Source organism: Thermofilum adornatum, from assembly GCF_000446015.1.
GTDB classification, from domain to species: Archaea; Thermoproteota; Thermoprotei; order Thermofilales; family Thermofilaceae; genus Thermofilum; species Thermofilum adornatum.
Window position 1 is genome coordinate 1,312,044 of record NC_022093.1, and the last position, 19,574, is coordinate 1,331,617.

Here is a 19,574-nt window from a genome sequence, read left to right on the forward strand (position 1 = left end):
TCTCCAGTATAACATTTGAAACGCTTAGCTCCCCTTGGCTAAATTTCAATTTAACAAAGGCGTAAAAATATCCTATACAAGTATTGGCACAAAGAATACGCCTATAACTCTTAGAAGTCTTTTTATTTTACGTATCCAAAAAATTGTTATGGGCGGAGCTCAAAAGGAGAAGGCTCCACAAGAAGATAATCTAGAGTTCTACCTCGAGAGGCTTCGAAAGGCAGAGAATGAAAACAGTCTCTTGTTGATACTGCTGGTTATCCTAGTTTTACCTGTGGTTTTTCTAGGCTTTATTGGTGCTCTTTTATACGTGTTCATAATAATTGGTCTTGTTATCCTGATAGGAAAGGAGAGGTCGCCTTGGATTTACCAAGAGACAATAACTGTGAAGAATGCTGGCAGAGAGTGGAGGAAAATAGCCGAGGATGTTCCAAGGCTTTTTCAAAGATATACCCTGCAAAATATTGCATGGAACATTTCCGGTAACAAGCTTACCATCAATCTGAATTTAGAAACAAGTGTAATTGAGCATTCTCAATATGGCTCCTATGCAAGAAGCGTGAACTTGGGTCCCTTTACGGTTGAAGCACTCTTTGAGGACAAAAATGGCGACTTGGTTGTACAGATCAGATACCATGGCAAGCCACCAGTGATGAGGGGTAGCATAGCGGCCGAGGTATACGAAAAGATTATTATGGCGTTTAGGCTCGCTGTAGAAGACGCTTCTGCCCAGCTAAAGTCCCAGTCAAAGAACATATCAGATTTCGCCCAGCTGGCTGAGCTTCTCGCCTCGAAAGGAATCGTTGTAGCAGAGGTACGGTGCCCCTATTGCGGCGCAAGCATCGAGCTACCAAAGGAGGGAGACACAGTAAAGTGTCCCTATTGCGGAGCAACACTAAAAGTAATCGATGTCTATAAGGTCTTGCTGGAAATATTTAGAGAAGAGGCTAGCCAAGAATCCAACTAACCCAAGTAAAAACAGGACGCTAAGTCTCGGAGAGATTATACAGAATAACATTTAACTTTTAGGGACTAACCACCCGTCGCCTTTTGGAGTGGTATTGCGGCAGTTTCTTTTTCTGTCTTTTCCTTGAGGAACTCTTCGATGACCGTATCTATGTTGGCGGTTTTACGCTCGACATATGAGATAAACGAATTCAAGAAAAACCTCAGAGGTGCGTAGCGTAGCCCCTCGAAATAGAACTTTGACATGATATCCCTTGCCCAGTACAAGTCATGTTGCAGGCAGGCCTTCATAACTTCGATGTGCTCACGGGTAATCGATTCGCGCCTAAACTTATCGATGTTCTTCAAGGCGCCCATTGGCACGAAAAACATTGGAACAATAAGGCTCCTATAGCTCTTCAATTCGTCGATGAGCTCGGCTGTCTTTAAGACGTCGTCGGGAGTTTCTTCCGGCAGTCCAAGAATAACCGTAGCTGCGGGGATCACATGGTTGTCATGCATGATTGCAAAGGCATCTTTTACTATTTCGGGCCACTCCTCGGCCTTGTAAGGTGAAGCCTTTGCAGGCATAATCTTTTTAGCAAGGTTGACGCTTCCAGTCTCTATTCCCACTTCTACGCCTAACATTTTCTGTCTTTCTGAAATCATTTCCATGAGCGTCGAGATTAGCTTATAGTTTTCCTCAGAATACTTTATGGCCGAAAGACTCGCATGCGCCCAAGCAATCGTCCCAGGAATCTTTTTTAAAACCTCTTGATGCAGCTTGATTAAGGGCTCTGGGCGTGGTTTCACCCCGTCAGCCCCATACAGCAAAACGTCCTCGCTGTGAAGCACCACATTTTTAATGCCAGCCTTCAGGTTAACTTCTATTTCCTGGAGAATCTTTTCTATGGGAATAAATCTAAGCGGCCTGAGTGTCACGCTACAGAACCTGCATCCCCTTGGACAGCCACGCATTATCTCGACAAGCCCATTAACACTTGCACCTTTAATTGTGGGTATCTCCTCGATTCTTGGGGCTTCTCGTGGAGATACATATACATATCTTGGTAGCTCTTCGCCCCTAAGAGCCTTTTCAACAAGCTCGACTACAACCCTTTCACCCTCACCATCCACAACTGTGTCTACTCCCCACTTCTCCCACAAACCAAGCTCCCACAGCCACTGCCAAGCCGCTGGACCCCCGGCAATAATTTTTACGCCCCTTTTCTTGGCTTCTCTAACAACGGGAGATTCCATAAGTCTTATGAAGCTCCTCCTGTTAACAGGCTCCTGGCCTGTTATAAGCCACCACTCGCTACTCGGCGGGCCGTAGGCAAAGTAGTCGTGATGACTTAACAGCAATACTTTCATTGTGTCTAGATGCTTGCCTAGGTGGTCGGGGTCAACTATGGCCGCGTTGTAGCCCGCGTCCTGTAGCTTGGCCTCTATTTTTCGAAGGCCATACGGCGCAATTAAGGGCCTACCCAGCTTGTCAACCTTCGGCTTGGGGCAACAAGCCCATAGCCACAACTGCTCTGGTACTCCTATAGCTGGACCGGTAGCCATGAAACCGATAAATTCTTTGCCGTGATGGTCGCTCATCATTGTTCTGTCCGTTGTTAAAACCACCTCGAACATTCCTTATTCACCCCTCGAGACTAGATGTTTTACCCAACTCTAACAACTCGTAGCCTGTCTCCAGCGATTCCGGGCAACTCAAATATATTTCGAGACCTATCGATATATTGTTGCTTATAAACTCGGCCAGTTTTCCCAACATTTCGATTCCCCCCTCATCACACAGGTAGATAACTAGGTCTGCAGGGTGATTGCTTGCAATAAACCGCATCAATGATTTGTATACCGTCTTAGGGTCTGCATTGTGGAGACCCTTCAAAACCAGAGTTGCACGATTCATTTTGCTCGCCAGATTTCGATTTTTCTGGAAATCAACTACTGTGATGAAAGAAAAATATAAATATTTAATGCTAGATCCTCAAAGGAAAAACTGCTGAAATCAATCAACAATCTTTGTCTCTCTTAATATCTTCAAGACAAGCTCCTCGTTCAGCCGAACAGCGTCAAGAATCGTAAATCTTTTCCTGAGCTCTCCAGCCCTCAAAACACATTCAACTAGCTTTTCTCGGGGCACCCCAAGCTCGCTGGCACTTGTCGGGGCGCCGACCTTTAGTAGAGCCTCCCGTATCTCCCTCCATTCTAGCCCATGCAGATACGCCATAATAATGGTTCCAACCCCGACCTGCTCGCCGTGTAGACTCTTTCTTTCTGGGACAAACTTGTCAAGGGCATGGCTGAAGAGATGCTCACTCCCACTGCACGGCCTACTACTCCCAGCGATGGACATAGCCATTCCTGCAAGCAGGCCCGCCTGAACAAGGAGCTCTATGCCCCTCGTGCTCCACCTTGCTAGCTCGTCTATCTCGCTTAGCACAATGCGTGCCGCAGACTCCGCCATCACAAGTGAGATCTCTGGTATCTCCTCGCCTGCAAGCCTCATGGCTAGCCTTGCATCAGCGACGCTTGTCACTTTTCCAATGATGTCTCCCACGCCGCTCGCCAAGAGGCGCCTAGGAGCCTGGGCAACTATGTCTGTGTCAACGACTACAGCCGTGGGGGGACGTGTAAATATGGATAGGGGATTCCCCTGCGGGTCCTTCAGGGCGACAATTGGGCTTGCAAACCCGTCATGGCTAATAGCAGTCGGAAAACTGATAAAGAACCTCTTGCTGAGAAACGCTGCATACTTAGCCACGTCTATTGGTCTCCCGCCACCAACGCCAAGAACGAGGCAGGCATTACTACTCTCAATTGTCCTCTTAGCGGCTTCAACACTGTTACCGTCGGCAGACTCAGCGAAAACAGTGGAAAAAGCTATTCCTCTCCCGCCAAAAATGTTCTCAAGCTCTCTTCCGAGCATTGACCACAGATTCCTATCAGTAACCACGACGATGTTCGTGCATCCCAGAGACTCTATGATCTCGGGAAGCGAGTCCTTTGCCCCCGGCTTAACGACGATTTTTCCGGGAAGCTCTGCACGGATATCCATAGGAAAAATACCTGTGCAAAGATATAAATCTGTAGCGGGCTCAGTAGCAGGTAGTCCTCATCACTTATCAGCTCGTCTCTTCCTCAGCACAAGGATATAGACCTTTGCATCAATATATTTTTGTTCTCTTCTTTCTGGCTTCTAAACATAGACTTAAGATTGGGTATCCGGTGCAAGTCTCGGCTTTATCGCAAAATTTATCCAGAAACCAATGAATTATCTATTCATGATGCGTGTAGCACTCCATCAACTAGTCGTTTCTGGAAACAAGGAGGAAAACTTGAGAAAAGTACTGGAAAAGATAGACTCGTTTGACGCGGACCTCCATGTTTTCCCAGAATACCTAATGGGTACAAGGGACGGTAACGTGACTAGGGAGCTTGTCTACAGCTTCGGTGAACCACTTGGAGGGGAATTCGCCTCAAAGATTATCTCAAAAAGCGAAGAATACGGGGTAGGAGTCGTCTTCAGCATGTACCTAAAGGACACCAACGGAGTTAGCAACGCAGCAGTCCTAGCGGTAAACGGAAAAGTCAGTGCAGTCTACAGGAAAATCCACCTCTTCGATGCATACGGCTACAGGGAATCAGACGTCTTCGCGAGGGGAAACGAGGTTGCCACTGCACATTTTAAAGGCTTCACGATAGGTCTAGCAGTCTGCTTCGACTTAAGGTTCCCAGAGCTCTTCAGGGCAATGATGCTAAGAGGAGCAAACCTCTTCATAGTCCCATCAGCGTGGTACAAAGGCCCCCACAAGGTGGACCAGTGGAAGTCGCTCACATCCGCTAGGGCGCATGAAAACGTAAGCTTCCTCGTAGCCGTAGACCAGACCGGGGACCACTTTGCCGGTCACAGCCTAGTCGCAACACCGATGGGACACATCTTGGTCGACCTCGGCGAAGCAGAGAGAAGCCTCCTAGTAGACATAGACCCAACAGAAGTAAGCCAGGCTAGGGAAAAAATACCCATTGATAAACTTCTTAGACTCGACCTGTATAGAGAGTGGATCAAAGAAGGAAAATAGAAAGTTCGGGGAAAGTGAAATTTGAGACGATTTTGAAATGATTATTCTTGAATTGTAATCTGGGCGCATGCATCGTTTTCTATTCGTGGCATTTAACTCAACTCATCGGTTGCGTCCTTTTCGGCAACCAATTCAGCCTGTTTTCTCAGCTCTTTAAATGTCTTGTTAATGCTAAGGGTATCCTCAAGCGCTTCAAATGGATCCGAGGGGAGTGGAATTATTTGAAGATGGTCTCCCATATTCATTATAAGGACTTTTTCTCCAATGCCTAAAGATTCTCTTAGCTTTTTTGGCAAGGTTATTCTACCCCTCCTATCAACTTTGACGATGCTCATTTTCCATGTAAGCAATTTCAGTGAAGCATGGAATTTAAAAAACTAGGTGGAGCTTCTAGCGTAGCTCTGCAGAGGTAGTTTATGAAAGCATGCTTATGGCTTTAGGGACATCTGCTATACTTTTAACGATAGCTATCCTGAGAGGCCTGTTTACGTATGGGTCTTGCTGGTTGCTGTCTATGAGTATTCCTCCAAGTCCGCTGGCAACTGCACCCGCAAGGTCCTCGGCTGGGCTGTCGCCGACATGGTATGCCTCAGAGGGCCTGCTCCCAGTAAGTGTTAAAACTTCCCTAAATATGCGTTGGCCGGGCTTTAGGCAACGGACCTCGTCCGCGTAAACTTGTACCTTGAAGAACTTTGACAGTCCCGCCTTGTCCACTAGTATCCTGGTAACGTAGCCAGGCCAGTAGATAACATTGCTTGTCACTGCAAGTGTAAAGCCGTCACTCTCCAGCTTCTCAAGGGTCTCCACGCTGCCTGGGATCAGTAGTTCTTCTCCTCTAACCTTGTTCACTGCAATAGCAAAGGCAGAAAATATGTCGTACCTGGAAACTTGTAGCGAGCCTACTGAAAGAGCTATCCCTATCGAGCTGTCAACGATGCTCTCGTCGTCTATAAGCCCAAGCTTCCTTGCCCTCTTTACCTCCTCGTAGCCACGCTTTATAAAGCCATAAGCCTCCTCAAAGCTTAAGCCTCTAAGCTGGCCTAGAGCCTCGGCCGCCGCCCTGTAATAAGGGTCTATGTAGAGCAGTGTCCCCCACACGTCAAAAGATACAAGTGTCACAGTGTTTTACCTCTAGTACAAACTAATAAAGATATTCTCTCCCGTGAAGAAGGAACTGTTTCAGGCAGACGCAGAACTATTAAACCCTATAGCCAGCAATAAACCATAGGGGTAGATGTTTCATGCAGGGAAAAGACCTTCCGAGTTCTTTTGACAGTCTCTCAGAGGAATTACTTCTCTTAGAAAAACTTTCAAAACGATACGGGATCCCCTTAATTAATCGGGAAGACGGAGCTGTCTTATCTGCGTTGGCATACTACGTTAGAACCCTGGGAGGCAAAATATTTGTAGACGCGGGGCCGGAATAGGCTATTCTACCCTATGGATAATTCACGGCGTGTTCAACTTCGAGGACAATGACAAGGTCTACATTTATGCAGTCGAAAAGAACCCGGCGAGATACAAGGTCTTGGAAGACAACATAGAAAAGATAAGGAAGAATATCCTCTCAGAAAAATCATTCATCGAAGTCAGGACAGTAAACGGAGATGCTGTAGAATTCCTAGATAAGATCGAGCCCTCCCTCGACCTGGTCTTTGTAGACATCGAGAAAAACCAATACAAACAGGTTCTCAGTTTCCTACCTAGAAAGCTAAGCAAAATAGGCATAGGAATATTCCACAACGCGCTAATACCAGGACTCGACAGCGACACGAGAAAATTTCTAGAACAACAGGAACAACTTAGCTACCACGTTGTCCCGACACATCTAGGGCTCCTAATAGTGAAGCGGTTCGACTGAAATCATAAATATTCAATGGCTAAGCTAACACCAATGAAAAATAAGCCGGAGATAGTCATCGTTAGAAAAAGAGGGGTTATTGTAATACCTAAGAATATTAGAGAAGCATTGGGTATAGAGGAAGGCGATATTCTTAGAGTGAGCCTGGAGGAGGATAAGATTATTCTGAGCAAGGAGAGCTTCTGGGAGAAACTATTCGATAGTGCTAAAGGCATCTATAGCCCCGACGACGCTGAGCTAGAGCTGGATGCCGACTAGCACACTTGATAAGAGTGAGCGTTAGAACATGCTCTCTCCTTACTATAATAATGGTATTCACACACGTAAATCTAGAAGGTATATCTTGATATGAGAAAAGGGGCGTGTTATATGCAATAGTGTTGTTTTAATCTAGGAGCAACAGCTATTAGACGCTGAGGAGTATTTGAGACGGGAGGTAAGATAATTCAGTATGGAGACAAGGCATGCAGTTTTTACTGTGTAAGCTTCATTCTCGTAGTTCCACGCGTAAACCATACTTCTCTAAATGTTCAAAGTGGCGATCCTTCGTTACGAGCACGAGATCATGGGCTATAGCTGTAGCCGCTAGTAGCAGGTCAGCATCAGGCACAAGTTCGCCCTTCCTCCTCAGCTTGGAGTATAGCTTGCAGTAGGCTAGAATCGTGCGGTTGTCGAGGTTCAACATTCCGTAGCTCTCTTCAAGTAGCGACTTCACGCTTTCCCTCTTCTCCTCAGGAACCCCGCGTAGAACCTCGATAAGCGTGATAACTGAGAGCATTCCCTCCTCGAATACTCCTGTCTTCAAGTTGTCCACGAGCACACTGGTGTCGATCAGCCTTTTCATCTCAGCTCAAACCCCTCTCTAAACTCCTTGCTAGACTTCTCTATGTTGTTGAGATCCTCCTCAGTGAGTAATCGTCGTAGCTTCTCAAAAGCCGACCGCGACTTGCTTGATTTAGCCTCCATGTACAACTCCAGTAGGAAGTTGCTCCAATCCTTGTTGCCTTTTTCCCTCTCGAGTAACTCTTTTACCTCCCTCAGCACGGAAATTGATGCATACCTGCTCAACTACATCACCATGTTGTTATTGAATTACATCATTATATACCTACCGGATAGAGGCTATCTATTGAATGTCTCTGATTTTCCTTTTCTATTTGCTTTAACTTAGGCCGTTATATGCCTGACAACAAAGTTACTGAACGTAGTTTTTTCCTCTAGAATGTAGACCTGCTTAATGCATGCATCTCTCTTAACTTTAAACACATAAATATGAAGGAGGGATACATTTACAGGTTACGAGGATATACTCACGTGTAATCCTCACATCTACGCATGAGAACCTCTCGGGCAAATTTTTCCTAATATCCTCTAATTGCTTAGCATATAGTTCACTGTTCTTTGAACCTATAAATGAGCCCGGAGTCCAGGTTCCACAGATTATGTAGCCATTTCTTCTAGCCAACTTGCATACATCGCTGAATGGAAAACTGTCTCCAGAGATGCTTGTATCCCAAGCAAAACAGATAATGACATTAAATGCCTCGTTACGGAAGGGAAAAAGGTAGCCATATATTAGCCTTTCAGCCCTCGAGGAATATCCGAGCATCGAGAGACCTTGTCCTCTCGTAATGATAACATATGTGTCTTCTGGGAGGGCTTCCAATAAGAAATGTATCACTTCAGGGGAACCAGTAGCAACCACAAGTACTTTGTCTAAGGATTCTTCTTCTCCAAGTTTAGTTACGAGATCCTTGAGCACATCCTTGAGGAGCATTAAATCCCACAACCATGTCTCCCTAAATTAATATTTCTATAGCTTTTTCCTATTATATTCCGGTGGCAAAACATAAATATTGCATCCGCTTAAGCCCTTAGACCTTTATGAGTCTTCCCGAAGGGCTCCAAATCGAGCCGACCAACAAGTGCAACCTTGCATGTGTAATGTGTGTCAGGAATACCTGGAGAGGAGAAAAATTCGGACAAATGGATTTTGGTCTCTACCAAAAAATAATAGATGAGACACAGGGTAGCCTAAGGCGCCTAGCACTCTACGGCTTCGGCGAGCCACTAACACATCCAAGATTCCCAGACATGGTTCGCTACGCCAGAGAAGCTTCAGACTCTACCTACATACTTACAGTTACGAACGGAACTCTCATGACCCGCGAAATGGCAGAAAAAGTCTTCGGTGCCGGGATAGATGAGGTCGCCTTTTCTATCGACGCCCCAGAGCTGGGACTACTTTCCAAGATACGTGTAGGAACAGCTACCTACGATGTTCTTGGAAACCTTTCTAGTGCGGCTAAAATAAAGGATGACTATGATGTAAGGCTGGGCATAACAGTTGTACTGATGAAGTGGAACTATAAGTTGCTTCCAGAAATCGCCAGGAAGGCTGAAGAGCTCGGCCTAGACTTCCTCGCCGTCTCCCATCTTGTCCCCTACACCGAGGCAATGATGAAAGAAACCGTTTATACAACTGCAAGCAGGCAGGCAGTCGAGTTCTATGAGAAACACGCTGGCGACCTTGAAGAGCTTGCAAAGGAAGCGATTTACGACAGTATGCTCCAACACTATACCCTTACTTCGAGTGGGAAAAAACAGCTATACCTCCAGCTCGTCGACAAGCTTGGGAGTTCTGGCTACTCTCTCAACGTAGATATTTCAAGGGACGCGGTTCAAAGAAAAGAGTTACTCAGCGAGGTGGAGATGTATATTGAGAAAGCCGCAAGCATAGCAAAAGAGTATGGACTAGAGGTAAAGCTTCCAAACGTCTATGCAGATGCAAACAAAAGGTCATGCCCCTACATAGACCTAAACTATGCAATGATACTCTGGAACGGAGACGTGGTTCCATGCATGGATTTAGCCTATACACATCCACTATACACAAACCTCCACCCTAAAACCATCAAGAAGCTCGTTTTTGGCAACGTGGAAAAACAGTCTCTGAGCGATGTGTGGAGCTCATCAAGTTTCAAGTGGTTTCGTGAGACAAGGAAGAACCTTTCAAAAAATGTTCCCTGGTGTGGGGATTGCCAATTCGCTACGAGAGACTGCTGGTACATCCGCGTAAACGAGTACGACTGCTACGGAAACGAGGTTGGATGCAACGAATGCATCTATAGTGCTGGGCTAGCCCACTGCCTAATCTAGAAGCCCACTTTTCTTTTCATGATGTTTTCCTCGAGACAGCGTTATTGGATCGGCACCACTGTATACTGTACTGTGATGACGCCACTTACCTCTCTCAGTTTAGCAAGGAGACTCCTTAACCTTTTACCCTCTCCCTTTACAGCTAAAATCTCAACGCAGAGGTCTTCACCTAGATGCATATGAAGAGAAGCATGAACTTCGGGAAAATCATGTTGGAGATCCGTAACCGCGTAGACAGTCTCACCCCTAGAATGGTCGTAGAGAATTACGATAGAGCCCGCATATTTTTTCTCCTCCTCTAACACGGACACCGAATGGGCCATTATTATGTCTGCTATGAGACGCGACCTGTTATCTATTCTCATCTTTTCGGCCAGCTCCTCCAATGCATTATAAACCTCATCGGGAAGAGTAAGGCTAATTCTACGCATCTTGTACCACGGTAATATTTTGCATGGGAAGTATATTACTCTTGTGGTTTATATGTAGGTTTATCCCAAACTTGCAGTATGTTTTGCATTGGATACCTCCGTACTGGTCTAGGGATTGTGTACCATCAATTGCTTACTAAAAAGATTGAGCATAAAATATAAGTATTCTTTATATATCATTTAGTTGACAGGTATGTTGATCTCCCGCAGTTTAAAGGCTATGAAGGCTAATGTTCTCGGCTCCTCCTACCCTAACCCTAGTTATCTACCTCATGCAAACAATGCCTATTGTTTTGTATAAGAGGCGCCTTAGATGTATAGTGTTATAGATGTGGGAACAACTGGTGTAAAGCTAGCGGTCTTCGACGCAAGCTTAAACAAGATACATTTCGAAAAAACAAGCATTGGATACAAGACCCTACAGACTGGGAGAATAGAACAAGACAGCCAGTTAATGGCGGAAGTTGTTAAAGGCTATGCAAGAAAAGCAAAATCTCTAGGCGCAAGGAAACTTGCCCTAACAACGTATAGGGCTTCAGTGGTCGCTTGGAATAGGAACGGGTCTCCCATTTCAAATATTTTGACGTGGATAGATGGGCGAGGAAAAGAAGTAATTGACAGGCTCCCCTCATGGCTAAAGGCATTTTCCGCTCTAAGTTCTTCTATGAGCCGAATAATTAGGCCTGATACACCTGCCATCCTAATGCGTTGGCTCTATGACAATGTTGAGGGTCTCAGGGAAAAAGTTCTTTCTGGGGAAGCATATGTCTGGACCCTAGATTCCTTTCTGTTATACTCTCTGACCGGCAGATACGTCTCCGATGTTACAAACTCGACACTTACGGGGCTCGTTCACCCGAAAAACCTCGAGGCGGTAGACATTGTTTCCTCCATCCTCGGGCTCCCAAAGTCATATCCAGAAATAGTAGATTCTGTTGAGGATTTCGGAGCATTTGAAGGCTTGGAGATAAAAGTCTCAATAGCTGATCAGCAGTCGGCATCTGTCTTCCATGGACTCTTAGATCCTGGAAGAGTGGGGAGTGTACATGGCACTGGGAGCTTTGTAGAGCAGTCTGCAAGTGGCTTTACTATGCCGAAGCAAGGATTAGTTCCAGTGATAATTGCCGGGATAGAGGGCAAAAGGTACTACGGTGTTGAGGGATTTTTGAGGACGAGTGGAATCGCTGTTGACTGGCTGAGAAACGCAGGCTTCTATTCTACATACGAAGAAATGGAGCAACTTGCCTCTAATGGTAAGCTAAAATCTATTCTCTTACCATTCTTTGGCGGGCTACGTGTGCCGGAGGCGCCTGAGCTAAGGGGAGTCATGTTAGGGCTTGACCCGAGCGTGTCGAGGGCGGACGTATTGCTTGGACTGGCATGGGGCGTATCGCTATATATTGCCTATCTCCTGAGGACGATCATGGAGACTTGTGGAAAGCCTGTTCAGCCATTATGGACGAGTGGTGGTTATTCCCAGTCTAACGTGTTTTTACAGACCCTAGCTAATGCAACAGGAATGGAGGTTGCAAGGCCTGTTAGCATAGAGGCCACGATTATGGGTGCCCTGAAACTTCTCCTGTATTCTGAGGGGAAAATTTCTCTTAAAGAGCTCAAAAATAGCCCATCTCCCTCTCGAGTTTTTAAACCTGAAATAGATGATGTTTCTCGAGAAAGAATATTTGAAAGCTTTAGAGAGGTTTTAGAGGTGTTGGTAAAATGGGAGAAAAATCCACTGTTAGGAGGGAAGTTTTAGAGAAGTTGAAAGAAAAGCTTGGAGAAAAAGTGGCAACCAATGAAGAAGTATTGATGCTTTACAGTAGGGACTACTGGCCACTTGCCTTGTTAAAGGAGACGAAGGGAGAAGAGCTACCTAGACCCCTAGCTGTAGTCTGGCCCGAGTCGACAGAGGAAGTTACAGAGATAGTAAGGTTGCTTAATGAGTATGGGGTCCCATTTGTTCCATATGCCGGTGGCTCAGGCGTAATTGGTGGAACCATCTGTGAAGGCTGTGTAGTGATAGACGTCAAGAGAATGAACAAGATTCTTTCATTCTCTGAGAAAGACGCGGTTGTCATAGTCGAGTCCGGCGTGTTGCTTAGAAGGCTCGAAGAATACCTGAACGAGCGGGAATATACGTTAAGGCATGTTCCCCAGAGCTATCCAGAAGCCGCTATAGGGGGACTAGTTGCCACTATGAGTACAGGACAGTTTAGCACGAAGTACGGCGGCATAGAGGAAATGGTTCTAGATCTAGAAGCAGTGACGCCTGAAGGCAAAATAATCCCGTTCCGGAGGAACTTCGTCCCGAGAGCCGCGACGGGACCCGACTTAAAGAGGCTCTTTATAGGCAGCGAGGGGCAACTAGGAATAATTACAAAGGTAGCATTGAAGGTTTATCCTCTACCAGAGTATCAGTGGAAGAGGGCTTACGCTTTTCCCTCGTTTCTCCATGCCCTCGAAGCCATGCGTGAACTTATGCTTAAAGGAGTGGTTCCCGCTGTTGCACGTATATATGATCGGGACGACTCTGCAGCAAGGTTCCATGATGCCAGAGATATTCTTCTCTTAATTTTTGAGGAGAATGTAGACGAACTATTGAAAGCCAAGGTTACAGTTGCACAAAAGGTTGTCGAAAGACATGGAGGGATAGATGTCGGAGAAGAATACGTCGAAAAATGGCTGAAAAATAGGTTTGACGTGATATCAGAGCTAAAGAAACTAGTTGTTCCACTAGACCTGTGGTTTGAGACGATAGAGACATCTGCCCTCTGGAGCAATTTACCAAGAGTCTACGAGAAGTTTAAGAAAGAAGTAAAAGCCGTTCCAGGTGTCTACGCTGTTCTAGCTCATGCATCACACTTCTACACTACTGGTGCATGCATATACTTTACACTCACCTACGATGCAAGAGAAGAAGTATACTGGAAAATGTGGGAAAGAGCAGTACAAGTCCTCCTGGAAAACGGAGCAACAATTAGCCACCACCACGGCGTGGGCCTGCTTAGGTCAAAGTGGGTGGGTGAAGAAATCGGCGAAAGCCTGACATATCTCAAGAAAATAAAGGAGGCCTGGGACCCGAAAAAGCTCTGCAACCCAGGCAAGTGGCTTGGGTGAAGTTTTTTGGTAAGTCTTACCACCCTAAAGGCTATTAAACTCACTCCGGGCCTCGTTGCACGTTTCCTAGTGCTCCCCATACACAAGGTGAAAAACCCCTGCATTTATTGTCCCGGAATATGCCTAGCGTCCTGCCCAACATTTGTCAATACGGGAAACATGGTTCTCAGCCCCCTCGGCTATGCAAGATTCCCGAACCTCGCCCGAGAAAAATGCCTCAAGTGCTGGCTCTGTGTATACGAGTGTCCCGTCGAATTCCCACTTCCAGACACATTCAACAAAGAGCCCGTTGTACTCGAAGAGGTAAGCTATAAGCCTGGAGGAATAATCCTTGTAGCGGAACAAGATATAGACGCAGAGCTAGCGAGTATTCTTTCGGATAAACTTGGCACAGGTCTACTAGTCATAAGAGGAATTAAGAACCGTTATACCCATGGGGGCCCAATAGATGAAAAAAGCGTAAAAAAGATAAAAAAGAGACTCGCAAAAGCAGAACTAGCTCTGGCAGTATCTCCAGAGACTGCGCACACTCTGAACATAAATCCATTAATCCTTAAACTCCCAGCTCTAGGAGTCAAAGTCAGCTACGCGGGGCCCGTCCATATACCCTGTCTCTTAAGGAAGTACAAAGACGAATTGTTAGATGCCCTCGAGAAACTTGGGGTAGCGCTCACATCAATCAATGAGGAATGTGTAAAGCTCTCTATGAAGAAAGATGTCCTCTACTTGTGTCCAGAGGCTAAAAATAGAGGAGGAAAGGTTGTCTATGATTTACTTCTGAGTTCTATGGGTACACACTGAAAGGTGGTTGTTATGGGTCTCGAGGGCAAGGTCAAAAAAGTGCTAGAGAAGTATCGTGGCAGAGATCTTTCATTCACCATAAAGGATGGAGTAGTTTTTCTCTATGGACAAGTGGATACATATGATGAGTGGATAGAGATAGGGCTTGAAGTGGGGAAGATAAAGGGAGTAGAGGGGGTAGTAAACAAGGTTGTCTGGAAAGGTTTTCCAGAAGAGAAGATAAGGGAAAAAGAGGAGAGGCGGAGAAAGATCTTTGAAGAAAACAAGGACAAGACTGTGGGAAGCTATGATGTATTGATTATAGGTGGCGGCGTGACTGGGACGGCAATTGCCCGCGAGCTTTCTAGGTACAAGCTTAAAGTGGCTATTATAGAAAAATCTACAGACATCGCCACGGGAACAACAAAGGCAAACAACGGGATGATTCATTCAGGCATAGAGGCTCCCCGCAACACTTTGAAGAGGAGGCTGAATGTCAAAGGCTGTAGAATGTATGAACAATGGGCACGAGAACTAAACTTCAAGTACAAAATGGTTGGTAGCGTCTGGCTTATAACCCCGAGAACCCTAGAAAAATACAGGAAGTATTTTCCTGGCCCACTCTATACACTTATACTGAAATACGTCCTCCCATACGTTGTAGTCCTAAAGGCATGGCTAAATGGGGTTCCAGGAGTCAAGGTTGTCAGAGGCTCAAAAATATTCGAGCTTGAACCTTACGCGGCTCGCGACACATTGGCGGCTGTATATGTTCCATGGACAGGCATAGTTGAGCCGTATGAGGTTGCCGTAGCCCTAGCAGAGAACGCCGCAAAGAATGGTGTAGAAATCTTCACGAATACTGAGGTTGTGGGCTTCCTAAAAGATGGAGAGAGGGTAACAGGCGTAGTTACAAACCGTGGAACATTTTTGTGTCGATACGTTGTGAATGCTGCTGGTCTATACGCAGACGAAATAGCCGAAATGGCTGGGAGCCCTGAGTACACTATTCACCCTAGAAGAGGAGTAATAGTACTATTCCACAAGACTACAGGCTCCTACGTAAGGCACTGCCTCGCAGAGATAGTTTTGCCACAGCACCCGAGAACAAAGGGAGGAGGCATCAACCCCACCCCGAATGGGAACGTTATATGGGGACCAACGGCTGTCGAGGTTCCAGACAAGGAAGATGTCTCCGTAGACCCGGAAGAAGTACAACTGATACTCACCAAGTACTCAACCATTCTGAGCGAGTTTCCCAAACAAAAATTGATTAGGTATTTCGCGGGAGTAAGAGCCGCAACCTTCACCGAAGACTTTGTCATTAGACCAGCCAAGTGGGTTCCCAATCTTCTTCATGTAGCTGGTATACAGTCCCCAGGACTAGCCTCCGCGCCGGCAATAGCCGAATATGCTATAGAGAAGCTCGCAGAGATGGGTCTAGAACTACAGGAAAAGCCCGAATTTGACCCGTACAGGGAGCCGATACCCTCATTGAGGGACATGAAGCCTAGCGACATAGAGGAATTGATAAAGAAGGATCCAAGATGGGGGCATGTTGTATGCGAATGTGAGCTAGTTACAGAGGCAGAAATTGTTGAAGCGGTCAAGAGAGGTGCACGGACACTAGACGCAGTCAAGAGAAGGACACGTGCAGGGATGGGAGAATGCCAGGGCGGGAGATGTACAATTAAGATAGCAATGATAATTTCTCGCGAGCTTGGCGTCCCGCTTTCACAGGTTCTAAAGGAGGAGGCCCCGCTGTTTAATGGCTACGTTAGAGGTGAGAGTGAATGAAGGAGATTAGAAAAGACGTCGTAGTCGTAGGTGGAGGGCCGTCTGGTCTAGCGGCAACAGCTAAACTTGCAGAACTCGGCTACGATGTAGCTCTAGTAGAGTCCGGAGACGAGCTCGGCGGCATCCTTATCCAGTGCATCCATGACGGGTTCGGCACAAAACTCTTTGGAAAAGCACTCTCAGGCCCAGAATTTGCCGGCAACTTCATCGAGAAGGTCAGAGGACTAGGCACAGACACCTTCCTCCAGACACACGTCACAAGTGTAGAGAGAAGAGATGGGCACTGGATCCTAGAAGCGGTAAGCCCAAAGGAAGTAATCAAATTCATCAGCAAGGCAATTGTTTATGCCACTGGATGCAGAGAGCGAACCCCCTTCGAGATACTTTTAGGCGGGACAAGGCCTGCAGGCGTATATACAGCCGGAATGGTTCAGCGGCTTGTCAATCTCTATGGTGTATTGCCTGGAAAAAGAGTCCTTATAGTCGGAGGAGGAGATGTAGGAATGATTGTAGCCCGCCACCTCTACCTGGAAGGAGTCGAGGATCTTCTAGTCGTCTTTCCCGAGCCATGGTTTGTAGGGCTTCCCAGAAACGTACAACAATGCATCTTGGACTTTGGCATACAATTTAGACCGAGAACCATAGTGAAAGAGATAGTAGGCAAAGAAAAAGTAAAAGGCGCGATACTTGTAAAGGTAGACGAAAACTGGCGACCGATAAAAGGTACAGAAGAGTTCTATCCATGCGACTCGGTAGTCTTTTCGGTAGGCCTTGTACCGAACGCCTCAAAGCTGGAGGAGCTTGGAGCCGATATAGATCCAAGAACTAGAGGACCCGTGGTGAACGAGTATTTCGAGACAACGTTAAAAGGAGTCTTCGCAGTAGGCAACCTATTAACACCCTTTGATTATGTAGATGACGCTGTTGAGACAGCATTCATCGCAGCAGAAGGTGTCTCAAAGTTTCTAAACAATGAGCCTAAAAGGGAAAAACCCCTCCCTATACGTCCAGGCCGAAAAGTAAGGCTATACATCCCACACCGCATAGAGTGGCTCCAAGGACGAGACTTGACTTTATTTTTCCGACCATCTGTAGAAGAGGCCAACGCTAAAATCTCATTAAAGCTAGGAGACCTGGAGGTCTACTATACTAGACGCCCATATGTTCGCCCATCACTTTTAGAAAGAATTGTACTACCAAGGGATAGAATTGGAGAAAAAGATGGTGAGGTGGTTCTAGATGTTGAATAAGGTCATTTGTGTACGGTGCCCAAGAAGCTGTGTGATAAGTGTCCTCATTGAGGAAGATACAATTAAAAGCATTGAAGGCTATGGTTGCCGCCTAGGATTAGAATATGCAAAAGAAGAAATAACCAACCCTAAGCGGACAGTATGTTCCACTGTAAGGATAATTGGGGGCAGGTATCCAAGGTTGCCAGTTAGGACATCAGAGCCGGTTCCCAAAGAAAAGATAAAGGAAGTAATAAATCAGCTTAAAGGCCTAACAGTCAAGGCACCTGTTCGAAGGGGAGACGTTATCCTAAGGAACGTAGTTGGGACAGGTGCAGACATAATTGCAGAAATGGACGTAGAAGAAACAAGTTAGCCGGATATTCGTTCTGCTTTTTAAAGAGGTACTCTCTATTAGCGAACATCAAGCATTGTTTTCGCTTTTAACTGGTACATCTAAAGGCAAGGCAAAACCTCTTTCAGCAATTTCTCTCAGGGAAACTTCGAGAAGGTGTTTATCGTCTCCGCCTCCAACAAAATAAAAATCTCCCCCAAGAAGCTTTGAATCAACATACACAGTCAGCTTTTTCTTATGCCCAACGGGAGGAACTCCTCCCGGAGGATACCCAGTATCCTCGACGACCTCTTCAAAGGTTGCCAGCCTGAGCTTCTTGTAACCCAGCATCTTGGCAAGCCTGCCCTGGTCAACCTTCTTGTCAGCCCGTACCACTACCAGCAATGTTTCGCCCGAATCACTCTTAAAGACCACGGTCTTTGCAATCCTCTCAAGTCCTATACCCAGGCTTCTAGAGGCCTGGCCAGAGGTAGCGGCCTCGGGAACCTCTACAATCATGTATCTTATCCCAATTGAATCCAGATACTTTTTTAAGTCCTCGACGCCAAGCATTGCAACCATCTTTTCTTCTCCGGTCTCCCCTAAGGATTTAAACATTTTCTCCAGCAACATAGAATTTTTTACATTCCCTATATGTTGCCGTTACCTTGTGATTTTTAGTTCCCGTAGCTCTTCTAGAAATGAACGGCCTGGGCCCTCAAGGAAAGTTTTACGTGCAGGCTTCAGGAGTTTGGCAAGTTCTTCTGCGACTGTCTCCTTTAGGTCGAGAGGATGTACTTCTTTTCGCTTGTAGGCTTCTTCTAGCTGTGAATAGTTCTCAAAAGTCTTTTTCTCCCCGGTCTTCTTGTTCACTATTTCTAGGGGCTCGCGTCTATCCCGGAATATAATTAGCCGGGCCAGTTCTAAGACAGGGTTAAACTCTGTCTCTCCAGGTGGGCAGAAAGCGCTCCTAATTTTTCTCTTTATCTCCTCCTCGGAATCGTGAATAAATATGGCTGTCTCGGGCTTAGACTTCGACATCTTGATATTGGCAAGCAAGTCTCTAAATTCCTCTGCGTTGGACTTTGCCGCTGAAAGCTTCTCCCAGTCCTCCTTTGTCATCTGGAGACCCGGTAAAAGCTTGTGGTGGAGCGCTACGGGCTTGTAGCCGAAGACTTTCTCTCCAACCTCTATCGCGATTACGTGGGCTTTTCTTTGGTCCATGCCTCCCTGAGGAATATTAACGTTCATGCTGAATATGTCTGCAACCTGCATAGGCACGTAGAGTAGCTGGGCGAAGCTGAGTGCCTCGGACTCGCTCCTGCCGAGAATAGTTACAGACCTCCTTATCCTCGAAAGTGTAGTCTCCATTGAAACCCTCAACACGTTAGTAAAGTAGTCTACGCCAAGCTTCTCATAAAGCTCCGAGCCCAAAATAAACTCAGTCTTGTCGGGGTCTCCGCCTGCAATCTTCAAAGACACCCTAAGAGCTTCCTTGAAGTATCCCCCCGCAACACGCCTAATAACGCTTAGGTCACCACCCAGCTTTTTGTTTATCCAGCTGTGGTAATCCGCCAGGAAAATTCTAGTCTTGACGCCCACGCTCTGCAGGTCTGCAACCTTCTGCATCGAGATGAGGCCTGTCCCCAGGTGGACAAAGCCAGAAATCTCGAACCCAATGTAGTGATTTAGTGGGACACCTGTCTCGATAAGCTTTCTCAGGTTGTCTGGCGTAAGAAGCTCCTCTGTTGGCTCCCTCAAAGCGGCAGATATTATGGTCTCTGGATCCAAGGACAGCACCTCACAATGAGTAACTGGAGAAACTTA

At 46.3% G+C, this 19,574-nt stretch carries 23 protein-coding genes; 12 read left to right on the top strand and 11 right to left on the bottom strand.

From position 1 onward, the window contains the following. Positions 1-148: 148 nt before the first annotated feature. A complete protein-coding gene (locus N186_RS07100; protein WP_020963108.1) occupies positions 149-967 on the top strand; it encodes a TFIIB-type zinc ribbon-containing protein in 819 nt (272 codons plus the stop codon). A 65-nt stretch (positions 968-1,032) separates the two neighbouring features. On the opposite strand, the gene N186_RS07105 is transcribed toward N186_RS07100, so the two are convergent. The 3 genes from N186_RS07105 to N186_RS07115 all read right to left on the bottom strand — a co-directional run bounded on the left by N186_RS07105 (position 1,033) and on the right by N186_RS07115 (position 4,015). Beyond that, entirely contained in the window at positions 1,033-2,586 is a 1,554-nt protein-coding gene (locus tag N186_RS07105; protein ID WP_052885553.1) for a B12-binding domain-containing radical SAM protein, read from the bottom strand. 7 nt (positions 2,587-2,593) lie between these two features. After that, positions 2,594-2,866 carry a hypothetical protein gene (locus N186_RS07110; RefSeq protein WP_020963110.1) on the bottom strand — a complete coding sequence of 91 codons (273 nt, stop codon included), beginning with the start codon at positions 2,864-2,866 and terminating at the stop codon, positions 2,594-2,596. A gap of 99 nt (positions 2,867-2,965) precedes the next feature. After that, the gene (locus N186_RS07115; RefSeq protein WP_020963111.1) at positions 2,966-4,015 is read right to left on the bottom strand and encodes an iron-containing alcohol dehydrogenase; all 1,050 of its coding nucleotides are present in this window, start codon (positions 4,013-4,015) and stop codon (positions 2,966-2,968) included. Between the two features lie 226 nt (positions 4,016-4,241). On the opposite strand from N186_RS07115, the gene N186_RS07120 reads away from it, so the two are divergent. Continuing rightward, positions 4,242-5,039 carry a carbon-nitrogen hydrolase family protein gene (locus tag N186_RS07120; RefSeq protein WP_020963112.1) on the top strand — a complete coding sequence of 266 codons (798 nt, stop codon included), beginning with the start codon at positions 4,242-4,244 and terminating at the stop codon, positions 5,037-5,039. Between the two features lie 92 nt (positions 5,040-5,131). On the opposite strand, the gene N186_RS07125 is transcribed toward N186_RS07120, so the two are convergent. Next, entirely contained in the window at positions 5,132-5,374 is a 243-nt protein-coding gene (locus N186_RS07125; protein ID WP_148682137.1) for an MraZ C-terminal domain-containing protein, read from the bottom strand. A gap of 79 nt (positions 5,375-5,453) precedes the next feature. Continuing rightward, a complete protein-coding gene (locus N186_RS07130; protein ID WP_020963114.1) occupies positions 5,454-6,158 on the bottom strand; it encodes an HAD family hydrolase in 705 nt (234 codons plus the stop codon). 122 nt (positions 6,159-6,280) lie between these two features. Between N186_RS07130 and N186_RS07135 the strand changes: the two genes are divergently transcribed. From N186_RS07135 to N186_RS07145, 3 genes are read left to right on the top strand one after another with little or no spacing between them, the layout of a single operon-like run. Beyond that, the gene (locus N186_RS07135) at positions 6,281-6,466 is read left to right on the top strand and encodes a hypothetical protein (protein WP_020963115.1); all 186 of its coding nucleotides are present in this window, start codon (positions 6,281-6,283) and stop codon (positions 6,464-6,466) included. A gap of 29 nt (positions 6,467-6,495) precedes the next feature. Next, entirely contained in the window at positions 6,496-6,900 is a 405-nt protein-coding gene (locus tag N186_RS07140) for an O-methyltransferase (protein WP_020963116.1), read from the top strand. A gap of 15 nt (positions 6,901-6,915) precedes the next feature. Then, entirely contained in the window at positions 6,916-7,158 is a 243-nt protein-coding gene (locus N186_RS07145; protein ID WP_020963117.1) for an AbrB/MazE/SpoVT family DNA-binding domain-containing protein, read from the top strand. 229 nt (positions 7,159-7,387) lie between these two features. Here the strand turns inward: N186_RS07145 and N186_RS07150 are convergent, their stop codons facing one another. The 3 genes from N186_RS07150 to N186_RS07160 form a co-directional block, all read right to left on the bottom strand. Continuing rightward, positions 7,388-7,744: a type II toxin-antitoxin system VapC family toxin gene (locus tag N186_RS07150; RefSeq protein WP_020963118.1), complete on the bottom strand. Its 357-nt coding sequence runs from the start codon at positions 7,742-7,744 to the stop codon at positions 7,388-7,390. Further along, positions 7,741-7,968, bottom strand: coding sequence for an antitoxin VapB family protein (locus tag N186_RS07155; protein ID WP_020963119.1), 228 nt, complete (start codon positions 7,966-7,968; stop codon positions 7,741-7,743). The genes N186_RS07150 and N186_RS07155 overlap by 4 nt, the downstream gene beginning before the upstream one ends. Positions 7,969-8,158: 190 nt before the next feature. After that, entirely contained in the window at positions 8,159-8,689 is a 531-nt protein-coding gene (locus tag N186_RS07160; protein WP_148682139.1) for a hypothetical protein, read from the bottom strand. Between the two features lie 95 nt (positions 8,690-8,784). Here N186_RS07160 and N186_RS07165 point away from each other — a divergent pair, with 95 nt between their 5' ends. After that, positions 8,785-10,059 (top strand): radical SAM protein, encoded by a 1,275-nt coding sequence (locus N186_RS07165; RefSeq protein ID WP_020963121.1) that lies wholly within the window; start codon positions 8,785-8,787, stop codon positions 10,057-10,059. A gap of 41 nt (positions 10,060-10,100) precedes the next feature. Here the strand turns inward: N186_RS07165 and N186_RS07170 are convergent, their stop codons facing one another. Continuing rightward, on the bottom strand, positions 10,101-10,490 hold the full coding sequence (locus N186_RS07170) for a CopG family ribbon-helix-helix protein (protein WP_020963122.1): 390 nt from the start codon (positions 10,488-10,490) through the stop codon (positions 10,101-10,103). A 313-nt stretch (positions 10,491-10,803) separates the two neighbouring features. Here N186_RS07170 and N186_RS07175 point away from each other — a divergent pair, with 313 nt between their 5' ends. The 6 genes from N186_RS07175 to N186_RS07200 are packed head-to-tail and all read left to right on the top strand — an operon-like array spanning position 10,804 to position 17,789. Further along, positions 10,804-12,246: an FGGY family carbohydrate kinase gene (locus N186_RS07175; protein ID WP_020963123.1), complete on the top strand. Its 1,443-nt coding sequence runs from the start codon at positions 10,804-10,806 to the stop codon at positions 12,244-12,246. Further along, positions 12,210-13,607 (top strand): FAD-binding oxidoreductase, encoded by a 1,398-nt coding sequence (locus N186_RS07180; RefSeq protein WP_020963124.1) that lies wholly within the window; start codon positions 12,210-12,212, stop codon positions 13,605-13,607. Before N186_RS07175 ends, N186_RS07180 begins: the two co-directional genes overlap by 37 nt. Positions 13,608-13,613: 6 nt before the next feature. Then, entirely contained in the window at positions 13,614-14,408 is a 795-nt protein-coding gene (locus N186_RS07185) for a hypothetical protein (RefSeq protein WP_148682140.1), read from the top strand. A gap of 12 nt (positions 14,409-14,420) precedes the next feature. Continuing rightward, positions 14,421-16,184, top strand: coding sequence for an FAD-dependent oxidoreductase (locus tag N186_RS07190; protein WP_052885554.1), 1,764 nt, complete (start codon positions 14,421-14,423; stop codon positions 16,182-16,184). Next, positions 16,181-17,434, top strand: a complete 1,254-nt coding sequence (locus tag N186_RS07195) for an NAD(P)/FAD-dependent oxidoreductase (RefSeq protein ID WP_020963127.1) — start codon at positions 16,181-16,183, stop codon at positions 17,432-17,434. The genes N186_RS07190 and N186_RS07195 overlap by 4 nt, the downstream gene beginning before the upstream one ends. Further along, positions 17,424-17,789, top strand: a complete 366-nt coding sequence (locus N186_RS07200; RefSeq protein WP_052885555.1) for a DUF1667 domain-containing protein — start codon at positions 17,424-17,426, stop codon at positions 17,787-17,789. The genes N186_RS07195 and N186_RS07200 overlap by 11 nt, the downstream gene beginning before the upstream one ends. A 48-nt stretch (positions 17,790-17,837) precedes the next feature. Here N186_RS07200 and N186_RS07205 read toward each other — a convergent pair whose 3' ends face one another. Together N186_RS07205 and N186_RS07210 are read right to left on the bottom strand one after the other, a co-directional pair. Next, the gene (locus N186_RS07205) at positions 17,838-18,329 is read right to left on the bottom strand and encodes an aminoacyl-tRNA deacylase (RefSeq protein ID WP_240366731.1); all 492 of its coding nucleotides are present in this window, start codon (positions 18,327-18,329) and stop codon (positions 17,838-17,840) included. An 81-nt stretch (positions 18,330-18,410) separates the two neighbouring features. Then, positions 18,411-19,538 (bottom strand): tyrosine--tRNA ligase, encoded by a 1,128-nt coding sequence (locus N186_RS07210; RefSeq protein WP_052885692.1) that lies wholly within the window; start codon positions 19,536-19,538, stop codon positions 18,411-18,413. Positions 19,539-19,574: the final 36 nt, after the last annotated feature.